The 18,231-nt window shown below is 56.2% G+C and carries 24 protein-coding genes and 1 pseudogene; 19 read left to right on the plus strand and 6 right to left on the minus strand.

Going from position 1 to position 18,231, the window contains the following annotated elements; all coding sequences use genetic code 11:
- Positions 1-237 precede the first annotated feature (237 nt).
- From ACZ5IL_RS07205 to ACZ5IL_RS07215, 3 genes are all read left to right on the plus strand, one after another.
- Positions 238-582, plus strand: a complete 345-nt coding sequence (locus ACZ5IL_RS07205) for a hypothetical protein (protein WP_464596022.1) — start codon at positions 238-240, stop codon at positions 580-582.
- Positions 579-884: a hypothetical protein gene (locus ACZ5IL_RS07210; protein ID WP_464596023.1), complete on the plus strand. Its 306-nt coding sequence runs from the start codon at positions 579-581 to the stop codon at positions 882-884. Before ACZ5IL_RS07205 ends, ACZ5IL_RS07210 begins: the two co-directional genes overlap by 4 nt.
- Before the next feature lie 101 nt (positions 885-985).
- Complete coding sequence (locus tag ACZ5IL_RS07215) at positions 986-1,189, plus strand: cold-shock protein (RefSeq protein ID WP_464596025.1); 204 nt, start codon at positions 986-988, stop codon at positions 1,187-1,189.
- Between the two features lie 368 nt (positions 1,190-1,557).
- Here the strand turns inward: ACZ5IL_RS07215 and ACZ5IL_RS07220 are convergent, their stop codons facing one another.
- Positions 1,558-1,932, minus strand: coding sequence for a hypothetical protein (locus ACZ5IL_RS07220; protein WP_464596027.1), 375 nt, complete (start codon positions 1,930-1,932; stop codon positions 1,558-1,560).
- 38 nt (positions 1,933-1,970) lie between these two features.
- Between ACZ5IL_RS07220 and ACZ5IL_RS07225 the strand changes: the two genes are divergently transcribed.
- Positions 1,971-2,213: a helix-turn-helix domain-containing protein gene (locus tag ACZ5IL_RS07225; protein WP_464596029.1), complete on the plus strand. Its 243-nt coding sequence runs from the start codon at positions 1,971-1,973 to the stop codon at positions 2,211-2,213.
- Positions 2,214-2,278: 65 nt separating this feature from the next.
- Here ACZ5IL_RS07225 and ACZ5IL_RS07230 read toward each other — a convergent pair whose 3' ends face one another.
- From ACZ5IL_RS07230 to ACZ5IL_RS07240, 3 genes and pseudogenes are all read right to left on the minus strand, one after another.
- Positions 2,279-3,895 carry an esterase/lipase family protein gene (locus ACZ5IL_RS07230; RefSeq protein WP_464596031.1) on the minus strand — a complete coding sequence of 539 codons (1,617 nt, stop codon included), beginning with the start codon at positions 3,893-3,895 and terminating at the stop codon, positions 2,279-2,281.
- Between the two features lie 130 nt (positions 3,896-4,025).
- Positions 4,026-4,298, minus strand: a pseudogene (locus ACZ5IL_RS07235) (DUF4236 domain-containing protein); the annotation flags it as partial.
- Positions 4,299-4,457: 159 nt separating this feature from the next.
- On the minus strand, positions 4,458-5,213 hold the full coding sequence (locus ACZ5IL_RS07240) for a hypothetical protein (protein ID WP_464596033.1): 756 nt from the start codon (positions 5,211-5,213) through the stop codon (positions 4,458-4,460).
- Positions 5,214-6,067: 854 nt separating this feature from the next.
- Here ACZ5IL_RS07240 and ACZ5IL_RS07245 point away from each other — a divergent pair.
- The 11 genes from ACZ5IL_RS07245 (at position 6,068) to ACZ5IL_RS07295 (ending at position 11,457) form a co-directional block, all read left to right on the plus strand.
- Positions 6,068-6,289 (plus strand): hypothetical protein, encoded by a 222-nt coding sequence (locus ACZ5IL_RS07245; RefSeq protein ID WP_464596034.1) that lies wholly within the window; start codon positions 6,068-6,070, stop codon positions 6,287-6,289.
- Entirely contained in the window at positions 6,276-7,313 is a 1,038-nt protein-coding gene (locus ACZ5IL_RS07250) for a hypothetical protein (protein WP_464596036.1), read from the plus strand. Before ACZ5IL_RS07245 ends, ACZ5IL_RS07250 begins: the two co-directional genes overlap by 14 nt.
- A gap of 461 nt (positions 7,314-7,774) precedes the next feature.
- Positions 7,775-8,350, plus strand: a complete 576-nt coding sequence (locus tag ACZ5IL_RS07255) for a hypothetical protein (protein ID WP_464596038.1) — start codon at positions 7,775-7,777, stop codon at positions 8,348-8,350.
- 180 nt (positions 8,351-8,530) lie between these two features.
- Complete coding sequence (locus ACZ5IL_RS07260) at positions 8,531-9,061, plus strand: hypothetical protein (protein WP_464596039.1); 531 nt, start codon at positions 8,531-8,533, stop codon at positions 9,059-9,061.
- Positions 9,061-9,621, plus strand: coding sequence for a hypothetical protein (locus ACZ5IL_RS07265; protein ID WP_464596041.1), 561 nt, complete (start codon positions 9,061-9,063; stop codon positions 9,619-9,621). The genes ACZ5IL_RS07260 and ACZ5IL_RS07265 overlap by 1 nt, the downstream gene beginning before the upstream one ends.
- A complete protein-coding gene (locus ACZ5IL_RS07270; protein ID WP_464596043.1) occupies positions 9,614-9,799 on the plus strand; it encodes a hypothetical protein in 186 nt (61 codons plus the stop codon). Before ACZ5IL_RS07265 ends, ACZ5IL_RS07270 begins: the two co-directional genes overlap by 8 nt.
- Positions 9,792-10,298 (plus strand): HK97 family phage prohead protease, encoded by a 507-nt coding sequence (locus ACZ5IL_RS07275; RefSeq protein ID WP_464596045.1) that lies wholly within the window; start codon positions 9,792-9,794, stop codon positions 10,296-10,298. Before ACZ5IL_RS07270 ends, ACZ5IL_RS07275 begins: the two co-directional genes overlap by 8 nt.
- Positions 10,295-10,498: a hypothetical protein gene (locus tag ACZ5IL_RS07280; protein ID WP_464596047.1), complete on the plus strand. Its 204-nt coding sequence runs from the start codon at positions 10,295-10,297 to the stop codon at positions 10,496-10,498. The genes ACZ5IL_RS07275 and ACZ5IL_RS07280 overlap by 4 nt, the downstream gene beginning before the upstream one ends.
- A gap of 269 nt (positions 10,499-10,767) precedes the next feature.
- A complete protein-coding gene (locus ACZ5IL_RS07285; RefSeq protein WP_464596049.1) occupies positions 10,768-10,935 on the plus strand; it encodes a hypothetical protein in 168 nt (55 codons plus the stop codon).
- Positions 10,919-11,197 (plus strand): P27 family phage terminase small subunit, encoded by a 279-nt coding sequence (locus tag ACZ5IL_RS07290; RefSeq protein ID WP_464596050.1) that lies wholly within the window; start codon positions 10,919-10,921, stop codon positions 11,195-11,197. The genes ACZ5IL_RS07285 and ACZ5IL_RS07290 overlap by 17 nt, the downstream gene beginning before the upstream one ends.
- Positions 11,198-11,220: 23 nt before the next feature.
- Positions 11,221-11,457, plus strand: a complete 237-nt coding sequence (locus tag ACZ5IL_RS07295; RefSeq protein ID WP_464596051.1) for a hypothetical protein — start codon at positions 11,221-11,223, stop codon at positions 11,455-11,457.
- 258 nt (positions 11,458-11,715) lie between these two features.
- Here ACZ5IL_RS07295 and ACZ5IL_RS07300 read toward each other — a convergent pair whose 3' ends face one another.
- Positions 11,716-11,976 (minus strand): hypothetical protein, encoded by a 261-nt coding sequence (locus ACZ5IL_RS07300; protein WP_464596053.1) that lies wholly within the window; start codon positions 11,974-11,976, stop codon positions 11,716-11,718.
- A 207-nt stretch (positions 11,977-12,183) separates the two neighbouring features.
- On the opposite strand from ACZ5IL_RS07300, the gene ACZ5IL_RS07305 reads away from it, so the two are divergent.
- On the plus strand, positions 12,184-12,321 hold the full coding sequence (locus tag ACZ5IL_RS07305; RefSeq protein WP_464596054.1) for a hypothetical protein: 138 nt from the start codon (positions 12,184-12,186) through the stop codon (positions 12,319-12,321).
- Positions 12,322-13,107: 786 nt separating this feature from the next.
- Positions 13,108-14,685 carry a hypothetical protein gene (locus ACZ5IL_RS07310; protein WP_464596055.1) on the plus strand — a complete coding sequence of 526 codons (1,578 nt, stop codon included), beginning with the start codon at positions 13,108-13,110 and terminating at the stop codon, positions 14,683-14,685.
- Here the strand turns inward: ACZ5IL_RS07310 and ACZ5IL_RS07315 are convergent.
- A complete protein-coding gene (locus tag ACZ5IL_RS07315; RefSeq protein ID WP_464596056.1) occupies positions 14,605-15,645 on the minus strand; it encodes an acyltransferase family protein in 1,041 nt (346 codons plus the stop codon). The two genes, ACZ5IL_RS07310 and ACZ5IL_RS07315, sit on opposite strands and share 81 nt — an antisense overlap.
- A gap of 191 nt (positions 15,646-15,836) precedes the next feature.
- Between ACZ5IL_RS07315 and ACZ5IL_RS07320 the strand changes: the two genes are divergently transcribed.
- Both ACZ5IL_RS07320 and ACZ5IL_RS07325 read left to right on the plus strand, forming a co-directional pair.
- Positions 15,837-17,456, plus strand: a complete 1,620-nt coding sequence (locus tag ACZ5IL_RS07320; protein ID WP_464596057.1) for a phage tail length tape measure family protein — start codon at positions 15,837-15,839, stop codon at positions 17,454-17,456.
- Entirely contained in the window at positions 17,425-18,165 is a 741-nt protein-coding gene (locus ACZ5IL_RS07325; protein WP_464596058.1) for a hypothetical protein, read from the plus strand. The genes ACZ5IL_RS07320 and ACZ5IL_RS07325 overlap by 32 nt, the downstream gene beginning before the upstream one ends.
- The last annotated feature ends 66 nt before the right edge of the window (positions 18,166-18,231 follow it).

An 18,231-nucleotide genomic window follows, 5' to 3' on the forward strand; every position in this document is an offset into this window, starting at 1 on the left:
CGGACCACACCGTATTGAAAGTGAAACGTCGTTGTCTTCTGCTACAGCGAACGCTGCGGTCGCCGTTTCGTCGCTATGCGATGACGTTGACCCCATCAGGGCTTAAAGCGGTCGCTTGGCGAAAACTCTTTTCAACTCCGGAAAGCCGCGCATCCGGACGAGGCCCTGCTGGCGTATGGCCGAGAACTGGACCGATGCATCCATGACCACAAAACCACATGCGCGAAATATCGCCCTTTGTGGGACGAGCTAAGCTCTCGCCTGCATCAGGAGGAACTTCACAAAAGCGAGGACATCGGCACTCTTCACGAGCGACTCTATGCCGAAGTCGGCCTGAAAGCGCTCAATGAGCAAGGCGAGCATCCGGACGATATCATTAATCGCTCTGACGCCCCTAGCCGCGCCATCTTAGCTATCCCGGCCACGACATTAGCCGGACTTGCGGTCAAAGCGCGGCTCGCAAAGTTCGGCGCTTCACACATCTGGGATGAGTCCGACGAAGACGCTGACTGGGATCATCTAGTCCTGAGAAACCTCGTCGATGCTGTTTTGGAATTGGCGGCGAAAGACGCAGCACGATGAAGGCGAACCGAGAGCTGAATGTGGATGAGGTTTTGAAACGCTGCGAGTGGGGCGTTCCGGTCAACGTCAGTATGGAGGTGGCAATAGAAGCGCACCGATCCGCAGCCCAATCATTAGGCGGGTTTGCGCTCCGAGCTGTCATCCTGGCGCGGACGCCAGAGGTTGCCGACCTACAATGCCAGATCGATTACCTTGCTGGCCTTCCAGGCGAGGCGTGGGATGCGCTTGGATGCGATCAGGATGTGCGCAGCCTGACGTTAGATGCCATTCGGCGGCAGATTGCTTGGATGCAGGATAATTGACAGCTGGGGACGGCCCGCCGGTTCACGCTGGCGGGTTTTACTTGCACATGCCTGCCGCCCAGGGTTGTATTCGCGGCGTTTCAACTATTGGGGGTACTAAGGTGGCTACAGGAACTGTGAAGTGGTTCAATCAGCAAAGGGGCTATGGCTTCATCGAGCCGGAAGCCGGCGGCAGGGACGTATTCGTTCACATCTCGGCAGTGGAGAAAGCCGGTTTCAACAGCCTGCCAGAAGGCGCCAAGGTGTCTTACGAGATCATTTCGGACCGGGGCAGGGAGAGCGCAGGGAACCTGCGGATAGGTTAGCGAGCTGAGCCGGATGTACGCTCGCTCGCGATGTGGATGGCCCAGGCGATGCTTCGGGCCATTTGCTTTTCTGGAATGTGTTTTTTCCGTTCATTCAGGAAGTGGGGGCTTCCGCCGACCGCGGACTGGCTCTTGATCAAAACGTGCTCGTGCAATGCCTTTGCCTGAACCCCTATTGACGTTCGGCCCATTAATTTAGCGATCAAGCGGACCGGCTTACCTTCCGCTGCCAGCTTTTGTAACGTCTCAATATCATCCGGCGTCCAAGGCTTTTGCGGGCAAGGCTGTTGGGATTGCGGCAGCCGCCGCGACTGCGAGCAACCCCCGTCGAGACGTGACAGCAGTAGCGCTCATTTCTCTTTCCTCCTTTAGTCTGACAGACGGGTGATTTCGGCGCGAGCGGCATTGATCTCTTGGGAGGCCTGCGGCCAGCTTTCGCTATACGAAGCCAGTTCAATGGTGCGGTTGAGAACGGCGATGCGTGCCGCCTTTTCGTCGGCCGGGATGTCGGCAATACGCGCAGCTTCGCGAGCCTCGGCCCATGCTTTTCGCAGTGCCCATCCGAAACATTTCCAGCCGATGCTGGAAAATTTGATGGCCGGATATTTGTAGGTCTCACGGAAGATGGCCCACGCATGTGCCATGATGGCCTTGCGGTTGAATTTGGGCATAGCTCCGCAGTTCACCGTGATGGTGTTGTTCGTGGTCATTGGGGTTGTCCTTAGATCGTCGGCCTGATACAAAAGGATCATACATGATGATCTAAAAGGATCAATAGGGGATGGTAAGTTTTTTTCAGCTTAGAGCAGGCCGGGCGCTGACGGGGCTATCTCAGGCTGAGGTGGCCGAAGCGGCAGGGGTCTCCATCCCAACGCTCAAACGGGCCGAGGCCGGCGGCACGATCAAAGTCGCCGATGACACAATTGCAGCCATTGCCAAAGCCCTCGAAAAGGCCGGCGTCGAGTTCATCGCGGAGAATGGCGGTGGGGCGGGGGTGAGGATGAGGAGGCGAGGGAAGAAATAGTCGCGCGTGCCAGTTTGCTCTCCTCAGGTCACGCCCTTGTCGTGGAATGGGGAGAATACGTGCGTCTAAAAAGGGAGCTTTTCGCATCGTTCGATGTCGAGGTTCTTATAGTCAACAATGAGATCAATGCGAATACTCTCCCGAACTGCCACGTCTTCTTGCAGTATAACGGGGACATATATCACGCTGGCGCAATCGTCATCGCCAGCTTCCTTGCTGTGTACGTAGAATTTGAAATTGGCGCTTAGGTTCGAAAGCATAATGTCGACGAGTTCCCGACGCTTCTTGTCGTCTCCGTCGAACTTGAGGTTGATACCTCCCGCATAAAACATCGAAGATAGCTCTGATAAGATGCGCCGCATCGAGGTCTTCTGCAGAGCCTCTTTAAAGTTCACGCCTACTGTGAAGACAGGCGAGAACTCATCGCTAAACCATTGCGAAAGTGCTCCGCTTTTTTCGTTGACACTCGTATATTTGTCGCCTGGACCTCGCTGACCAACACTTAATGTTCCGGTCGCGCCGACTGTGTCTGTTACGTTGATCCATATGCTGCCAGCATCGCCGTCTTTGTTACCGACGTCTGGGAATGGTCCGGCGAATTCAGGATAAAAAGAACTAAGCGGGCGTCCAGACTTGGAGTAGTAGATGATGAACATCGCGTTCCTTGGCGGCTTGTTTAGCGTGAAGTAGTTGAGCTTCGCATCCCGCAAATCACGAGTAATCGCCGCATCATTTAGGTTTCCGCTTATCGTTCGAGGTGATCCATTAAAAAGGACCACGATTAAACCAATGCAGAAATAAAAAAACAGAAGAATGAGAGCCAGTCGAATCAGTTTTGCAAGAATCCCCGGCAGGTGCCACGGCAAATCGAACGAGGGGAGCGAGTAGAAAGTTGGGGTGCCAACGTCCGCTGGATGTCTGAAGGTGACGCCAATCGTATTCTTGATCTCGGAGTAGATTAGCGCGTCTTTACCGACCGGCTTCGAAAGTGATGTGTGATGGGCTCTGATCGGGATTGGCCGGCAATTGGGCAGACCCGGATCCGAAGAAGCCGGGTCCACTATACGCCCCGCCGCGGTGTTCTGGGTCTCGTAGTAAACGACGTGCTGAAGATCAGATCGTCTTTCCGCGACTCCTCGATAGCCTGTGTTAAGGTTTCTCAAAGTGGCATTGTTGGCGACCAAATCTTTCGCTGAGTTTGAGCCCCATGCGAACAGTCGAAATCGCTCCAGCCACGTCGCTTTTCCCGATCCGGTATGTGGCGTACCAAGAAACATCACGATTTTTGTGCGCCTAAATAAGCTCTCAAGAGTTCTGTCTGAGTCCGCGCGCTCGTTTGCGTCGCGTAGAAACTGTTTTATTAGCAGGCCGCCCAGGCTGTGGCACACGAAGACAATCGGTCCACTGGATAGCTCTGCTTCGTTTGCGAGTAGCCGGCTTATACTTACAGCCTCGTCTAATATTGGCAGCGAAGATCCAACCCAATTTGAGGCGGGCGAGAAATAGCCGAGGGTGAAAACTGTTGCCCCAGGAATATCTTCTGCCATCCAGCGTGGCCAAAAGTTTTGGCGAGATGAGCCATTCTGCCAAGTTCCGTAGGGGTGACCGCCCAAGCCATGGACAAAAACGATGTTAATGCGCTTCTCGCCGGTCCAGCTAGCAACCTTGATCAACTGCGTCATTCTACATCTCAACGAGGCAACGCTGAATTTGGCTTCATTATAAACGTGACTGACAAGGCGAAGCCAAAAATCCGGGTAGAGCACTGTCTGTCGACGGCGGGGCATGCCTTCTCGGCGGCTTCAAGCCGCCTCATGCAAGCAAGGTTGCTATCTTGGTTTGTTGACGACGCACATTGATCTCGTCGAGGACTTCCCCGAAGACGACATCTCGCATTGCAAGTACGTTCGCGGATTCGACCTCAATCATTTTGACCCCAGATGCCTCTATCCCAGAGGAAGACAACGGGCTGTCGATATCATTGGCTTGTTGTTTAGCTCCCGCTCTGCCAATCGTGGCGCGGTAGTAGACGCCGTTGCGGCCAGCATGAACATAATGGCCCTTAGGCCCAGTCCCGAATCGAAGTCCTTTTGTGTCGACAAGAACACCAACGCCGCCTTTTGAAAAATTGAAGCGAAAGGGGCCGCACTAATCGACTTTCGCAAATAGAAAGGCATTCGCAACCTGTCTTCCGACTAATAATGAGAGGACGTTCACTGCGAAGGTTGAAAGCCCTTCGACTAGTCAGGCGGCGATCAGCCGCCGCCAAGCATCGTCCGGCGCGTCCGCACCAAGGGCATTGCCGGCTACGCGTGACAACAGCGAGACCAAGTGAGGATCTGTGCGGGATACGTCGGTCAGGACGGCAGCGCCGCGACGTGCCGGATCCTGCGCTTTAACGTCCGTGAACTTCGATATGGTAGCGTACACCGCATTCGGCCGCGGGCGTACCAAATCGAGCAGATAGATAATGTTGCCTTCACGCTCGACTCCGGCGCTAAACTCCCAAGTACGACCGCTGGCGCCAATAATTTCGGGCTGCCGAACTACCTTCTGGCCTCTGAACGTGATCTCGATCTTGCGGTCGAATATTTCTCGACTTGCCGCATAACGAATCTCTTCTAGGCGGATCGCTGTCCGGCGCACAGCTTCTGCGCTTGCATTCGCAACAGCAACGACAGCGCCTGGCAGTTCGTCGCGAGTAGCCTCCACCACGAAAAGAAACCGCTGGTCGAATCCAATGCCGGTTCGTTCGGCGACAGTCTTGGCGACGCGCTTGAACGTAGACGAGGCGCCCATCATATCGGCTTCCTGCGCCCCGTACCCATCGTCCGAGACAAACCAACGGTCGTTCATACCGTCGATGCGCACAATGGTGTGAGCTCCGCTCGGATAGGTGACGGGCGTGGAAATGAAGGCGGTACCGTCTTTGCTCTCAGTTGATACGAGAGACTTGGCGATTTCCGCAGCAGCGTCGGTCGCAGTAAATGTGCTGATCATAGGAACCTCGCTTGCCATGGAGGCACCGGGAAATCGGGACGGTCGAGCCGCCATACAGTCCCGAGAAAACCCGTAAAATCCGTAAACGTTTCAAGGCAATCAGGCAACTCCACGCCGATCAAAGGCACCGTTTGAAGTAGCCCGGGAATTCCTAGCTTGCGGTTCTCGCGATAGGAGTGATGCCTATCGAGCAATGTCTTGCCACGCAAACTAGCCGGTGCGGTGAACGGATTGGTGTGTGGCCTATTCGGGCGCCATTCTACACGTTCAAAATGTAGGAGCCGTTCAATCTCAGGGCACCAAAGCTCCATCTGGGCATGGACGTCGCGTTCCGCCATATCTGCCCTGGCATTTAGGCGTGCCTGCAATCCAGACGCTGACACCGTCAATAAGTAAGGGGATGACGAGTTCAAGACAGTGGTTGGAACGATGACTTGGGGCTGGCGACCAAGCGGGCAAACCGCCAATGGTCTTCGTTGCATTCATTGCAACGGCAACCCGGTCAAGAATATCGCGCTCAAGGTCAGCCCTCATCGCCCACCATAAGGGCTCAAACCCTCTAGCGTCAGCGCCGCGACTTCCTTCGTAGCGACACGCCTTGAATGATTTCCAGCTTACCCAGTGCTTACCCGTAGGATCGTCGCTAAATTCAAGTATGCTTTAAGTGCTTGATTTTATTTGGCGCTCCCTAGGGTTGGCGAGCAACCGATTGATATCAATGAATTATTGAAGGCGCTGGCGTCGCTGATTTCCAACGCATCCCATAGCGTCCCTTCACAAAACGAAGTGGCTACGGTCAAGGAAGACTCGGGCGAACCGAGTGACAACAAATCTAACCACAAGGAACCTCCCAAGTGAAGATACTGAACGTGCGCCCGTGTTCGGGCGGGCGGCGCATTGCCGCGATTGATGTCGAGATCGCACCAGGAGTCCGCGCCGTCGATGTGAGCTTGATTCAGAAGGCGGATGGCAGCCTGAGGGTGTTCGGACACTCGCTCACTTTCGACCGCGCCACGGCAGATGAACTTGCCCGCGCCGCGCTATTGGCCGGGGGCGGCGTGCATGATCGAGTCTAAACCTTATTCCTGGACCGCGAAGCCCGAGTCGCTTGAGGCCAAGTTCAAGTTGATGTGTCGCCTGCCTTACGACCCACGGGTGAAGCGGCGACATATGCTCGTGTTCGGCTTCATTTTGGACTGGTACCACTCCGGCTATGGCAACGCGCTGGCCTCGTACCGGCACGTCTATGACACCATCCGCGACCGCGACCCGGCGGGCATCGGCCTTTTTATGGGTGACATCCACGGCGCCCTGACCGACCTTGTGTCGTGGGGATACCTCGACACAGAGCCCGGCAAGGGCCGACGCGCCTCCCGGTATATGCCGGTTTGGGAACTTAGCGTTCGGGATTCTCTGAACACTACTAGCGTTCGGGAAACTCCGAACATTAGCGTTCTGGAAACCCCGAACACTACGGGCCATAGCGTTCGGGAAATCCCCGAACTAAGACCCACTTACCAGACCCGGTCTACAGACCCGGGTACTGGTAGTGATATAGATATCCGGCCGGGTTCGGCCGCCGCCGAGGGCGCCGCCCGGGCCGGGGATGGGTATGCTGCCTTAGCCGCCGCATATGCCAAACCCGGCGATAATCTCCATAAGGCGGGCCTCGTCTATACAGACCTGGCGCCAGACGCCTCGGAGCAAGCCCGCATGGTGAAGGCGGCCACGTCGTGGAAGGCGAGCGCGAAAGGTCCGCGCATGTCGCTTGAGCGCTGGCTGAGAGAAAAGCGTTGGCTCGGTACCGAGGAATTCAAGCAAGACAACCGAAGGGCGAGCCGATTCCCCTCCTGCGTAGTGACCTACATCAAACCCGTGGGGGGTGAAGGAGCGCGGATTAAGTATCGTGATTACAGCGGCACGCTGCAAACGCGTATGCTGGACGCTGACGAAATGGCTGAATTCCAGGACTACTGCGCGAGTGACAGGCCACAAGTTGCGATGGCAAGCGACGACCTACACGAGTTCGTCGGTGCCCGTTTTCACGTCGATGCCGAGGACGGCACCTTCGGCGGCTATCTGGCGCCGGACGCGGCGTGATGCACGAAAGTTGATACCGACTTCGCTTAGGGTGATGGGTGAATTTAGCTCGGGTTCTTTTCCAACCCGAGCACGCATGGCGTCGCTACCAGGCTTAAGAAGGCCGGCATCACGTTGGGCGCGCATCATCTCGCCGAGACGGCGCTCGGCCTTTTGTTGACCAAAACAGCGCGTCGAACGCTAGATACATTGGCGTGATTATTCTTCTTGTGCTCTTCCGAACTGTAGCCCATTCGTCTCAGCCTTGGGTGTTGGCGGCGGTCGCCTTGGTTTCCCCCTGTCTCAGCCATACTTAGTCTTTGTCGTCAGACCGCACGACTCTCTGAGACAGCCGAGGTAGTTACCCTGCATATCGGCCCTCGTGGCTAACGGCACCGCATGAATGGTGCCGCCGCGATTCCGGATTCTATAAAACTAAAGGTTAAGCGCAGACGGCCGCATCAAACGTCACGAGGAAACATTTGCCCAAAGCAGCAAACGACAACGTCGAACAACCCATAGCAGCCGACCGCGTTATCGAGGCTCGCCCCGGCCCTGACGAGCTTAACCGCGTTCTGCATCGCCGCTTCCCTGGAATGGGGCCAGCCTATGGCGCACAACTCGACGCGGCGGCGAAGGCGACGTTCAATGCCGATATGACGAAATGGCTTGGCCTGGACGGGCGCTGGCATTCAACGCAAGAGAAATATCGCCAATCCAAGGGCAAGCGCCGGCAGTCAAAAGCAAGTGCGAAGGTGGCTTCACAATGGGATGAGGCTGAAGTCGCTACCAAACCCGTGCGCGATGGGTGGATGTTCACGGAGGCTGTGGCTTGCCGGTGGCGCGAATATGCCCCGGCCGTCGCGGATGGTGCGCTGGACATCGTCGGCAAGGTAGTTCCAGCGACATCTGGCGGCAGGCTACTGCAGTTCGGCGCGGTGGAGGACGCCATGATTCGTGCCATAGACGCAAAACGTTTTATGGCACGGGTGGCCAACGATAACGTGCAGATTGAAACTCATCGTCGAAACCGGCCGCGTCTAAGACAGGCTGCGTAAATCCAGATTTCGCCACAGTCCGGAACGTATCCCTTCAGAGGCTTGCGATTTGCAGCCCTCGACATGACGTGACGCAACTTCGGTGCGGGCTCAATCCCCGTGCCACCTATTTTTTGTAAGCCGCAGGACGGCTTTTTATTTCCACCCTCAATCGACATTTTGAATAAAGGAGATGCCAACGTGGCAACACTTGCCGCATGCTTGTCGGCAATCAAGCCTTTGGGATTCGACCATCCTCGATCTAGCGCAATCGCTCGCCGCTTAAGCGAGGCGGGAGCAATTCCTTCCGGTGGACCGGCTAGGCCGCCGGAACTTGGCGAAGACGACGCGCTTAGATTGATCGTCGCCATCGCCGTTACTAGCAAGCTCCGTTTGGCCGATACGGAGTCCGCTGAATACCTTGCGCTCGTCCCCGCCGGCACCGCTATTCCTGACGATGCGCCCGCGGGCATTCCGCGAAACGCCGCGGAGGCTATCGACTACACCGTCGACGTGGCGCGGCGCGGCGATCCAGATGCGAGGCAATCGTTCGTAACGTTCGTCAGATCTTGGCCCGAGGTCTCGATCGAACAACCTCGCAGCGTGGTCCGATTTCGCAAACCGGGCTCCAATGCCAGCCACTGGGAGTGTGACGGTCGTAGAACTGTGACGACGATTCCGGTCGCGGCGGTCGCGAACATTTTGGATGAAGTTTTTGGGAAAGTGAAGTGATGGCGAAGAAAGCAGTCGAAGGATTCCGCGTACCGAGCTTAGTCGAGGTCAGTCCTGCTTATACGGCCTTGCTGCAGAAGCAGTTAGAATTACAGACACGCCAATCTGCGTTGCGGGACGAGCGACGTGCCTTGGAAAAGCAGCTCGATGCGCTGCCGCAGTCTACTGTTCGAGTGTCTTCGCGCATTGCTGAGCTATTGGGCGATGAACAGGATTCCGCACCGATGCTACGCAAGCAGATTGCCGATCTTCGCAGCGTGGAGAGAGATGTTGAGGCGACTTTGGAAATCACTCTGCGTCGAATTTTGGAGGCGAAGGGGCCAGCCAGCGCGCTCGTGGTTGCTGCTACACGTAACGAATATGCGAGCCGTGTTGCGGCCGTAACAAAGGCAGCGGCTGCTCTCCACGAAGCGCGCATGAATTATCTCGATTTGCGTTGGCAGTTTGAGGCGGAGGATGTCGCTTGGACCGCCCTTGGTCCGTTGTCGATCGCGTTCCTAGGGGATCACACTGATGGGCATTTGGTCCGGTTGATCCGAGATGGTGGCGCGAATGTTTGAAACAGCCGAAAATACCCGCGAGAAACGGCAGAAGAGCAGGCGGCACATCAAGCTTCCTGGCAAACCAGCAAAATACGCGAACGATGATCCTGTCGATATCGCACGTGAGTTGCGGTCGAAATCTCGCCTCGGTCGGAAGGAGGCTAAACTTGATGCCGCGGAGAAGAAGCGTGGCTGACAACGTTATCAGCGGGTTTGCTGTGCGATTTAACGACGAGACTGTGATTGCCGGCGAGTTCCGAGAGAGGATTGCTCCCGGCGCATTTACACGAACGCTAAAAGAAACGCCAAGCATTGTTATGCTTCTCGACCATGACTCCGGCCGGGTACTGGGTCGCACCCCGACCACGCTGTCCCTACGTGAGGATCGTGCAGGCTTATATTTTTCGCTCCAGGTCGATCCAACCACGCCAGAGGGGCAGACGGCTCTTGGCACCGTTGGCCGGCGGGATGTGAAGGGATGTTCATTCGGATTTCGAGTGCGTGCTGAGGAATGGAGTGATGGTGGGGACCGGCTCCCGTTGAGGACGATCACAGATTTGGATCTGTATGAGCTGACTCTTACAGCCTTTCCCGCTTACCCAACGACCTCAGCCTCGCTTCGCTCGGACAACGCCGCTGTTGCAGCCCTCCGCAGGTGTGAAGCCAAGATGAAAGTCAGAGGAATCTTGAGATGAGCTACGCAACCAAAGTTCACCGCGACATTGGCGGCGACAGCATCACGCTCGATCCCAATGGCAAGATCGTATTTGGCAACGTCACGTTTTCGGTCAATGCTGCAGGGAAGTTGGTTGTTACCGGCCTTCCTACCGCAGATCCCCACGTAGCCGGCCAGCTTTGGTCGAATGGCGGCGCGTTGACGCTTAGTACTGGTTAATGACCGACCACCGTAGCGATGAAGCTAAGCAGTGGCGCAAGTTATACTCTACTGCGCAATGGCGCGCGATCAGAGGGGAACAGTTGGCGATCTACCGAAGTGCATCACACCGAGCCGCACCGTGGCGACGTGGACAAGTTCTGGAATGGTCCATTCCTCTCAACTTGTAGATCTTGTCATTCCAGCCGCGGTCAACGCGAGGACTTAGGTCAGATCGTCGTCACGTTCGACGCATCTGGCTGGCCCGCCGAGGGGTAGTGGGGTGTCAGATGGGTTTCCTGCCTTTTGCCATGGATACCGGCGGCACCCAACAACACACGCTCGCGCTGCCCCGGTTCAAACAAAAATCTGGAGACCTATGTGACTTCACCCAAACCACCGGCTCATCTCCGACCACCGACTGCAAAGTGGTGGCGATCTGTGACCGCAGATTTTGATCTGGACCCGCACCACGTCAGATTGCTGACGCTCGCGGCTGAGGCGTGGGACCGCGGGCAGCAGGCGCGTGAGATCATCGAAAGCGAGGGAATGACCTACGCCGACCGGTTCGGTAGCCCCAAGCCTCGGCCAGAGGTTGCAATCGAACGCGACAATAGGATCGGCTTTGCCCGTCTGCTCAGGGAATTGGCGCTTGACGGTGTAGACGCCCCAGAGACGCCGCGCGCTCCGAGGACGGCAGATTATGGGAATCGCCGATAATGCCGGTGCGGAGACGGCGCAGCATGAGGCGCAACACGGGCACTCTTGATGACTGGGAATGGGCGCTCGAAATGGGATGGCCGTGCACAGGGGATCTGGACGGCATCTGCGAACTCGACGATAGCGGTTATCCTAACCGGGAGGAAGCGCGCCGCGCGTGGAAGCTCTACGGGGCACAAATCATGACCAGGTGGAGCGCCGAGCACCCGAATGGTTCGCGGTACGCCTGCTGGGGATACGAACAATTCGGAGAGCCGTGATGCCTGTTCGAATGCGTAAGAACAGGCGCAGCAGTTCCACGCACATAACCGCAGAGGCGGTGGCTCTATTCAGACGCGGCATGCCGGAGCGCGATCCCTACGAACTGAGAGGCATAAAACTCAGGCTCGCCGCAGCGCTCGGCCGAAGCAAATTCGCGGCCTGTCCGCTAGATCGCAAACCGCGCTCGCTAATCGGTTGCGACACCGAGCCAACCGAGGTCGCGCTCGGGCTTCGGGCGGAGTTGATGAAGAGAGCCGTCACCAAAACTCCTTCTCTTCCTCGAGATCGCTGACAGCAATCTCGTTTGGATGAGGCGGGTTAAGGAGTCGCAATCGCTCGCTTTCTGCGGCGGCTTCGGTCGCAATGATCCGAAATGCTTCCTGCGAGCGGGTGCCATTCGCGGCTGACTGTAGAATCCGTTCGGCCATCAACGCTTGAGTTGATGGATCCGGGCGAACGTCGAGTGTGGCTTGCGCAAGCGCGCCTCGCATAACCGCAATTAGCTCTGCATCAGACATCTTGAATCTCCGTCTTTGACAGCGCTGTACCGCGCATTTGTGACGGTTGTACCGCGGAAGTCGGACGATGATGAGTCGAGCGAGTTAAACTTCGGACAGGTTGAGGCACATCGTCACACGACGAAGTGATTGCTCATTCACATTACCAACCCCACCGCGTTTGCACGGATGTACTGCAGCCGCGGCATTCTCCCGACAGGAGTCATCATGACCGACGACGCACCGAAGCCAACACTTGCTGAGGCTATTGCCAAGCTCAAGGCGATTATTGCCGAGTGCGAAGAGAATCCGGATCGGATCCCGGTCTACTTTGGAAGTTTTGAGACGTCAGAAGGAAATCTTTGAACGATGGTCGCGTTTCCCACTTACGAATTCGGTACCGTGTCAGTCGCCAACGGCGGAACAACAGTTACCGGTGACGGAGTTATCTGGTCCGGTGTGAATGCTCGGGCTGGAGATTCCATTTCCATCGATGGCGGCGCTTTCAACCGGATCAGTGAAGTCACGGATGACTTCCACTTCGAATTGGTGCTCCCGCAGAACGGCGCCAAAGCCAACGCATCGTATGTCATCGTTCAGGACTCCCCACAGCGTCAAACTAGTTGGCAGCAAGGCGCCGACGTCTCGTTCCTTATCAGCGTTCTGAACTCCAAAGGGCTACTCTGGTACCTTCCGCAAGGATACACTGACCCGAACGACATCATGCCCGCGCTTACCGCCGATGACGGGCAAGGCATCCTTAGAATTGACACTGGCGCGCTGTGGGTGATGACAGGCGGGACTTGGGCATCTGCGGGAACGTACAAAGGGTTTCAGTACAAAGGTGCTTACAACCCGGCGACCGCATACGTCGCCAATGACGTCTTTACGTCAGGTGGCTCCGCCTACATCGTAACAGCCTCGACGACCGGTAACGCTCCCCCGAATGCGTCTTATTACGACGTATTCGCGAGCAAGGGGGATACGGGAGCAACCGGACCCACAGGCGCAACTGGTCCAGGTTACAGCGCGACTTCGACCACATCGCTTGCAATTGGAACAGGCAGCAAAGCGTTCACCACGCAGTCTGGTCTAGCCTATACCAGTGGCGCCCGAGTACGGGCATCATCCGCGGCGAATACAGCCAACTGGATGGAAGGTCTTGTAACGTACAGCGGCACGACGCTGACAATGACATCCGCAAAGACTAACGGCTCTGGCACGCACGCTGACTGGAATCTGAATGTCGTCGGCGAGCCTGGTGCCGGCGATCTGTCATCGGCGAACAATCTATCCGACCTCGCAAGTGCGCCCACTGCGTTGACCAACTTGGGCGGGACGACGGTCGGCAAGGCTGTATTCACTGCGGTCGATGCGGCTGCAGCAAGAGCCGCGATTGGCGCTGGTGCTGTCGATTTCGTCCAAAAATCAGACGCCCTTGCTTATTCGCCGTCAACAGACCCCGGCTATATTCGGTTCCTGTCTCAATCTGGCCTCGCTCCTAACAACGGTGGAGAAGAATGGCTAGGCGAAAAGGTTGCTGTTGCGCCATCACACGATAACTACATCACGATAGGCAGTGGGGCGATTTACGAACGAGTACCCGCTGCACCGCACACACCGGCAAACATCACAGAGCTTGGATGTTCTCCTGGCGGCATCGGCTTCGATAACGGCGTTCCTTTCAACAAGGTGTTGATAGCAGCGCGACAGAGCGGATTTACTGATTGGTTTGTCCCGCCCGGCGCGTACCATTTCAACACCCGAGCGTCTGGCAATATCGATTTCAACGGCTTCACGTTGCGCGGCTCGCAAAATCAGAAAGCTACGCTATACAAAAACTTTCAGAGCAGCGGCACCAACGACGGCATAATCAATTTCCGAGAGGGGCAGGGCGGCACTATTGCCGACATGAGCCTGATCTCACTGGCTGGTTCTCAGAACGGGTCATCCATCGGAACGGGTTGTCTGATTTCCATCGTGTCAGGGTCTTCGTACGTTGCAGGTTACATCAACCTGTCTCGGCTTGTTCTATCCGGCGACTCAACTCTTGGGGGCGGCACCCAGGCGTCGACGTACTTCCCGCTGGTGGTGGACGGTACCGCAAGAAACACTGCTCCGCACGGCGCGCGCAGTGTGATGCTACAGGACGTTCTAATCTTCGGAGGCGAGATTGGCTCGGTCAAACTCAACGGCGCTGTTCACTTTTACTGGCACGGCGGCGAAGCGGTTCTGGCTGGCGGAAAGACTGGCCGCATATTTATCATCAACGACGGTTCGTGGGGCGGAGTTAAGTCCGAGGACATTAGGCTGTCGCTTGCGTATGCCGATGCTTTGACGATGAACCAGGTGAATGGCGCAAACATTAGCGTGGCACGTCTCGGTGGTTCTATTGACGATTTCACGGGGGTGACGAACTGCCTTGTGATGGGTTCGGTTGGCGGGGCGGTAGCTGCCGGGGCTAGATCTGGTTCAAATCGGGTTCTCAATTATCGAACCGTAAGCAATGAAGTCACGGTTTCCGGTGCGACTTCGGTATCCACCTCGGCTACCGGAATTAGTTTCGGGGTTACATTTGCCGCTTCACCGAAGGTTACTTTGACCGTCATCAACAGCACTGCCGCCTACGCTTTTCTGACCGGGGCAGCGTCAACTACGGGGTGCAACGCCGCTGTTAATGCTGGCGGGCCGTACACGGTCAACTGGCAGGCTACGGGCATCCTCGCGTGAACCGCGCTTTTTTAGTGTCAGAGCTGGTTTTTCAACGAAGACCCACGACAGCGTCGCCACCACGGCTGTGGCCACAAAAACGGCGGGCCACATCCAGGTTTCACCGACAAAACCGCACCACATGAAGATCATAATTATCGGCATGTGGTAGAGGTAAGTGCCGTACGAAATGTCCACACGCTTCAACACCGACGATAGTTTCGGTAGTGTGTACGCGAATGAGAGTGTTGCGGCTGCGAGAAGGATCAGCGCTAGGACATTGACAGGTGTCGGGCTTTGATAGTCGGGGACGGTATTGAATGTATGGCAATACGCTATCAGGATAGCGGCCCATACCAAAAATGTGCCATTAAATGCCACCTCAATGATGGGCCACGCGAGCCGCGCCAGAGTTCCTAAAAGGAAAATCCATAGGTAAGGCGCGCATGTTGCGGTCCAGAGAGGCCCGACTTTAGCGCCATACCACATCGCAAATGCGAGCGAGATAAGCGCCACGCATACTACCGAAAATACAGGGCGCTTGAACATTAGTACCGCTGGCAGAACCAGATAGAAGCTCAATTCGACAGGGATCGTCCATAGCGCGCCACCAGGGAAAAAAGGTACCGCCTCGTTCCAGTGGAAGCCCTGTAGGGGGACGGTATGGGCGGTGAGAAGTGTTGATGCTGTTGGGATCATGGTCAGCAGGTACGTCGCGAACCATCGGCCCGTTAACGACTCCCACGTCAAGACGCCTGCAATAACGAGCATCAATACTATGACGAAAAAGTTGACCCACAGCGCCGGGTAAATGCGAAGCGCGCGATTGCGAAAATAGCTCCATAAATTCCTGTCGTTCTGAATGTAGGAGCCGGCTACCAAAAATCCGCTAGTGACGAAGAAGATCGCGACACCAGGAAAAAACCCTAACCAGTTTAGCTCGGATGGGTACTGGAGCTTTAGCCATTCGCTGGTGTGCATAGAGACAACCTAAAACGCCGCCAGCAGGCGCAGTAGGTCGAAATTGTTTCGATGATCCAAGGCTAGCCCCCAATCCGGCGAATCCTACTCGCCACCGCCTTCTAAACGCAACCACCCCAAAGGACCAATCCAATGCCCAACCTCGATTGCGGGGGTATGGGCTGTGACTTGGAAAGGAGAACACGCCATAAATGGCTGACGATACCGAACAACTTGTAATTTCGATATCTGCGGATACCACGCAGATCAATCGGGCCATTAGCCGTCTGCTTGGTACGGTAAATAGCTCGACGCGTGGTATCGAAACTGCCTTCACTCGCGCCGGCGCCGGGATGGACGGTGTTGGCACGAGCGCGACCAAGCTCCAGAAGCAGATTGAGGCTTTGACCGGCGTATCTGCGTTCAAGGACCGCGGAGCTGACATCGCGGCTTATGGTGCGGAACTTGATAGACTTAGCGCCAAATATAAACCGCTGTTTTCCGCGCAACAGCAGTATAAAAAGTCCCTTGAAGAGATAAACCAAGCGACCCGCGGTGGACTTCTTTCCGAGAAAGAGCGCGCTGCTGCACTCGCGTCGACTAAGTCGGCTTTCGTCGATCGGGTCAAGAATATCCGCGGCGTAAGCACAGCGAACAACGAGATTGCTAAGACCGGCAAGCTCGCCACCTATGAACTCGTAAATCTTAGCAGGCAGGTGCAAGACGTTGGCGTGCAGTTGGTCGGCGGGCAGGGCCTGTTTACCATCATAGCGCAGCAAGGTCCGCAGATTGCGGATATCTTCACTTCGTCCAAGACTGCGACCGTTGGTGGCGCGTTCAAACAGATCGGAAGCGGTATTGCGTCGGTCATCACGCCGATGCGGCTACTTGGTGTCACGACCGCGGCCACTGGCGCCATAGCTTTGGCAAGCCTTGCTAGTTGGAAGTCGTATACGCTTCAGCTTGACGATACAGCTCGGACTGTCGGTACGACGGCGGCTGATTTGTCCAAACTGCAGGCTGCTGCTTCATTTAAGGGAATCAGTTCCGACGAGTTTACCAATGGCATCTCAGCGTTCGGTAAGGGCGTCTATGACGCTAAGAACAATATGGGCGAGTTGGCCGAAGTATTTCGCGCGAATAATGTTCATGCGACAGAATTTGAGGACGCCTTGGGCAAAGCTGCCGACATCATCAAGAATGCGCGGGATGATCAGCAGCGACTCGTTCTTTTGCAGCAGATGGGTCTACCAGCCACGATGCAGTGGGTGCGATACCTTCAGGGTGGCTCCGAAGGGCTGAAAGCTGCCAAAGACGCGGCTGTTGATTTCGGCGGTGCCGTCGATGACAGTATGATCAAAAAGGCGCGCGAGTTCGATGAAGCTTGGAATCGCGCGACAACTAATTTCAGTCTTGGATGGCGTTCTGCGACCATAACGGTCGGTGGATTTCTAAAGGACTTGGTCGACAAAGCGCCGAAGATTGGGGCTTTTGAGTACAAGCCTTCCTCCCAGGTGAAGAATGCGTTGCTATTGAGCGGGCAGGGATCGACGCTCGGGGCCGATACGAACGTCGACAGGTTCTACAAAGACCTGGGGTCGCGCGCGCCTGGGAACGCTCTGACGGGCGGATCCGTAGACAAGGACGCAGTCAAGAACGACATTTCTCGTGCCCAACCAGCGCTTGGCCTACTTGGCACCACGCGCCCGAGGCCTGCTGCTCTAGCCGTAACTGAAAAAACGGTCGAGGCACGAGTGCAGCCGCGCCCATCGATTAGACCTACTATTTCAGAGGAAGTTCATGTCCGCGATCGTATGTGTATCCCAGCCTGACCAAGGACTGGTCCACCTTGCAACAGACGCAGCTTTCTATTCGTCAGAAGGTGAGGTGTGTAACTTCGGGAATAAATTGACGACTATTCCACATTGGCCTGGCGCGATCGTAGGTCTCGGCAACTCCGCGATGGTGGTGCTTTTTGCGTGGTCGCTCTCTGAAGAGTTTACGAGTTTCGACGATTTCGTTGAGCGTGGCGAGCAGCACTTGCCGACGATGATGAAATCATGGGGGCTCGATATACCGAGTCATTCGCATATTATTGTCGCAGGCATTTCTCAATTGCGCGGGCCGGAAGCGTACGCGTTTAGAACCGGAGACTGCATTCCGAAGACTGCCACTGCCGCCGACGTCAAGGCATCAGATTGCTATGACGAGCCGTTCAGGTTGGTGAAATTGCCGAATGTTGTGATGTCGCCAACTGCGGATGACCAGGTTTACGCTGCTGGCTATGATGGCATCGACCCGACGGATCGGCCCTCCGCGGTAGTTTGGTCAATGCGCAAGGTGTTGGAGATGCAACGCCATACAGCGCTTCCAGATTACATAGGCGGAATCGGTGGTTGGGGACAGCTCGTGACCATCTCCAAGTTTGCTATCCGCCAAAGGATCATTGCCAGATGGCCAGAAGATCGCGTTGGAGGGGCGTTGCGCCCGCTGCCAGTTGATTGGGAAGCGTGGCATCGCGAAAATCCGCGGCCGTCGTGATGGGCGGGTGAGTAGTTTGGAGTGAAGGCGGCCTGTCGCAGCTGAAGCGGGGGCGAAGGAATAAAC

The sequence above is a fragment of the Nitrobacter sp. CN101 genome (genome assembly GCF_055390255.1).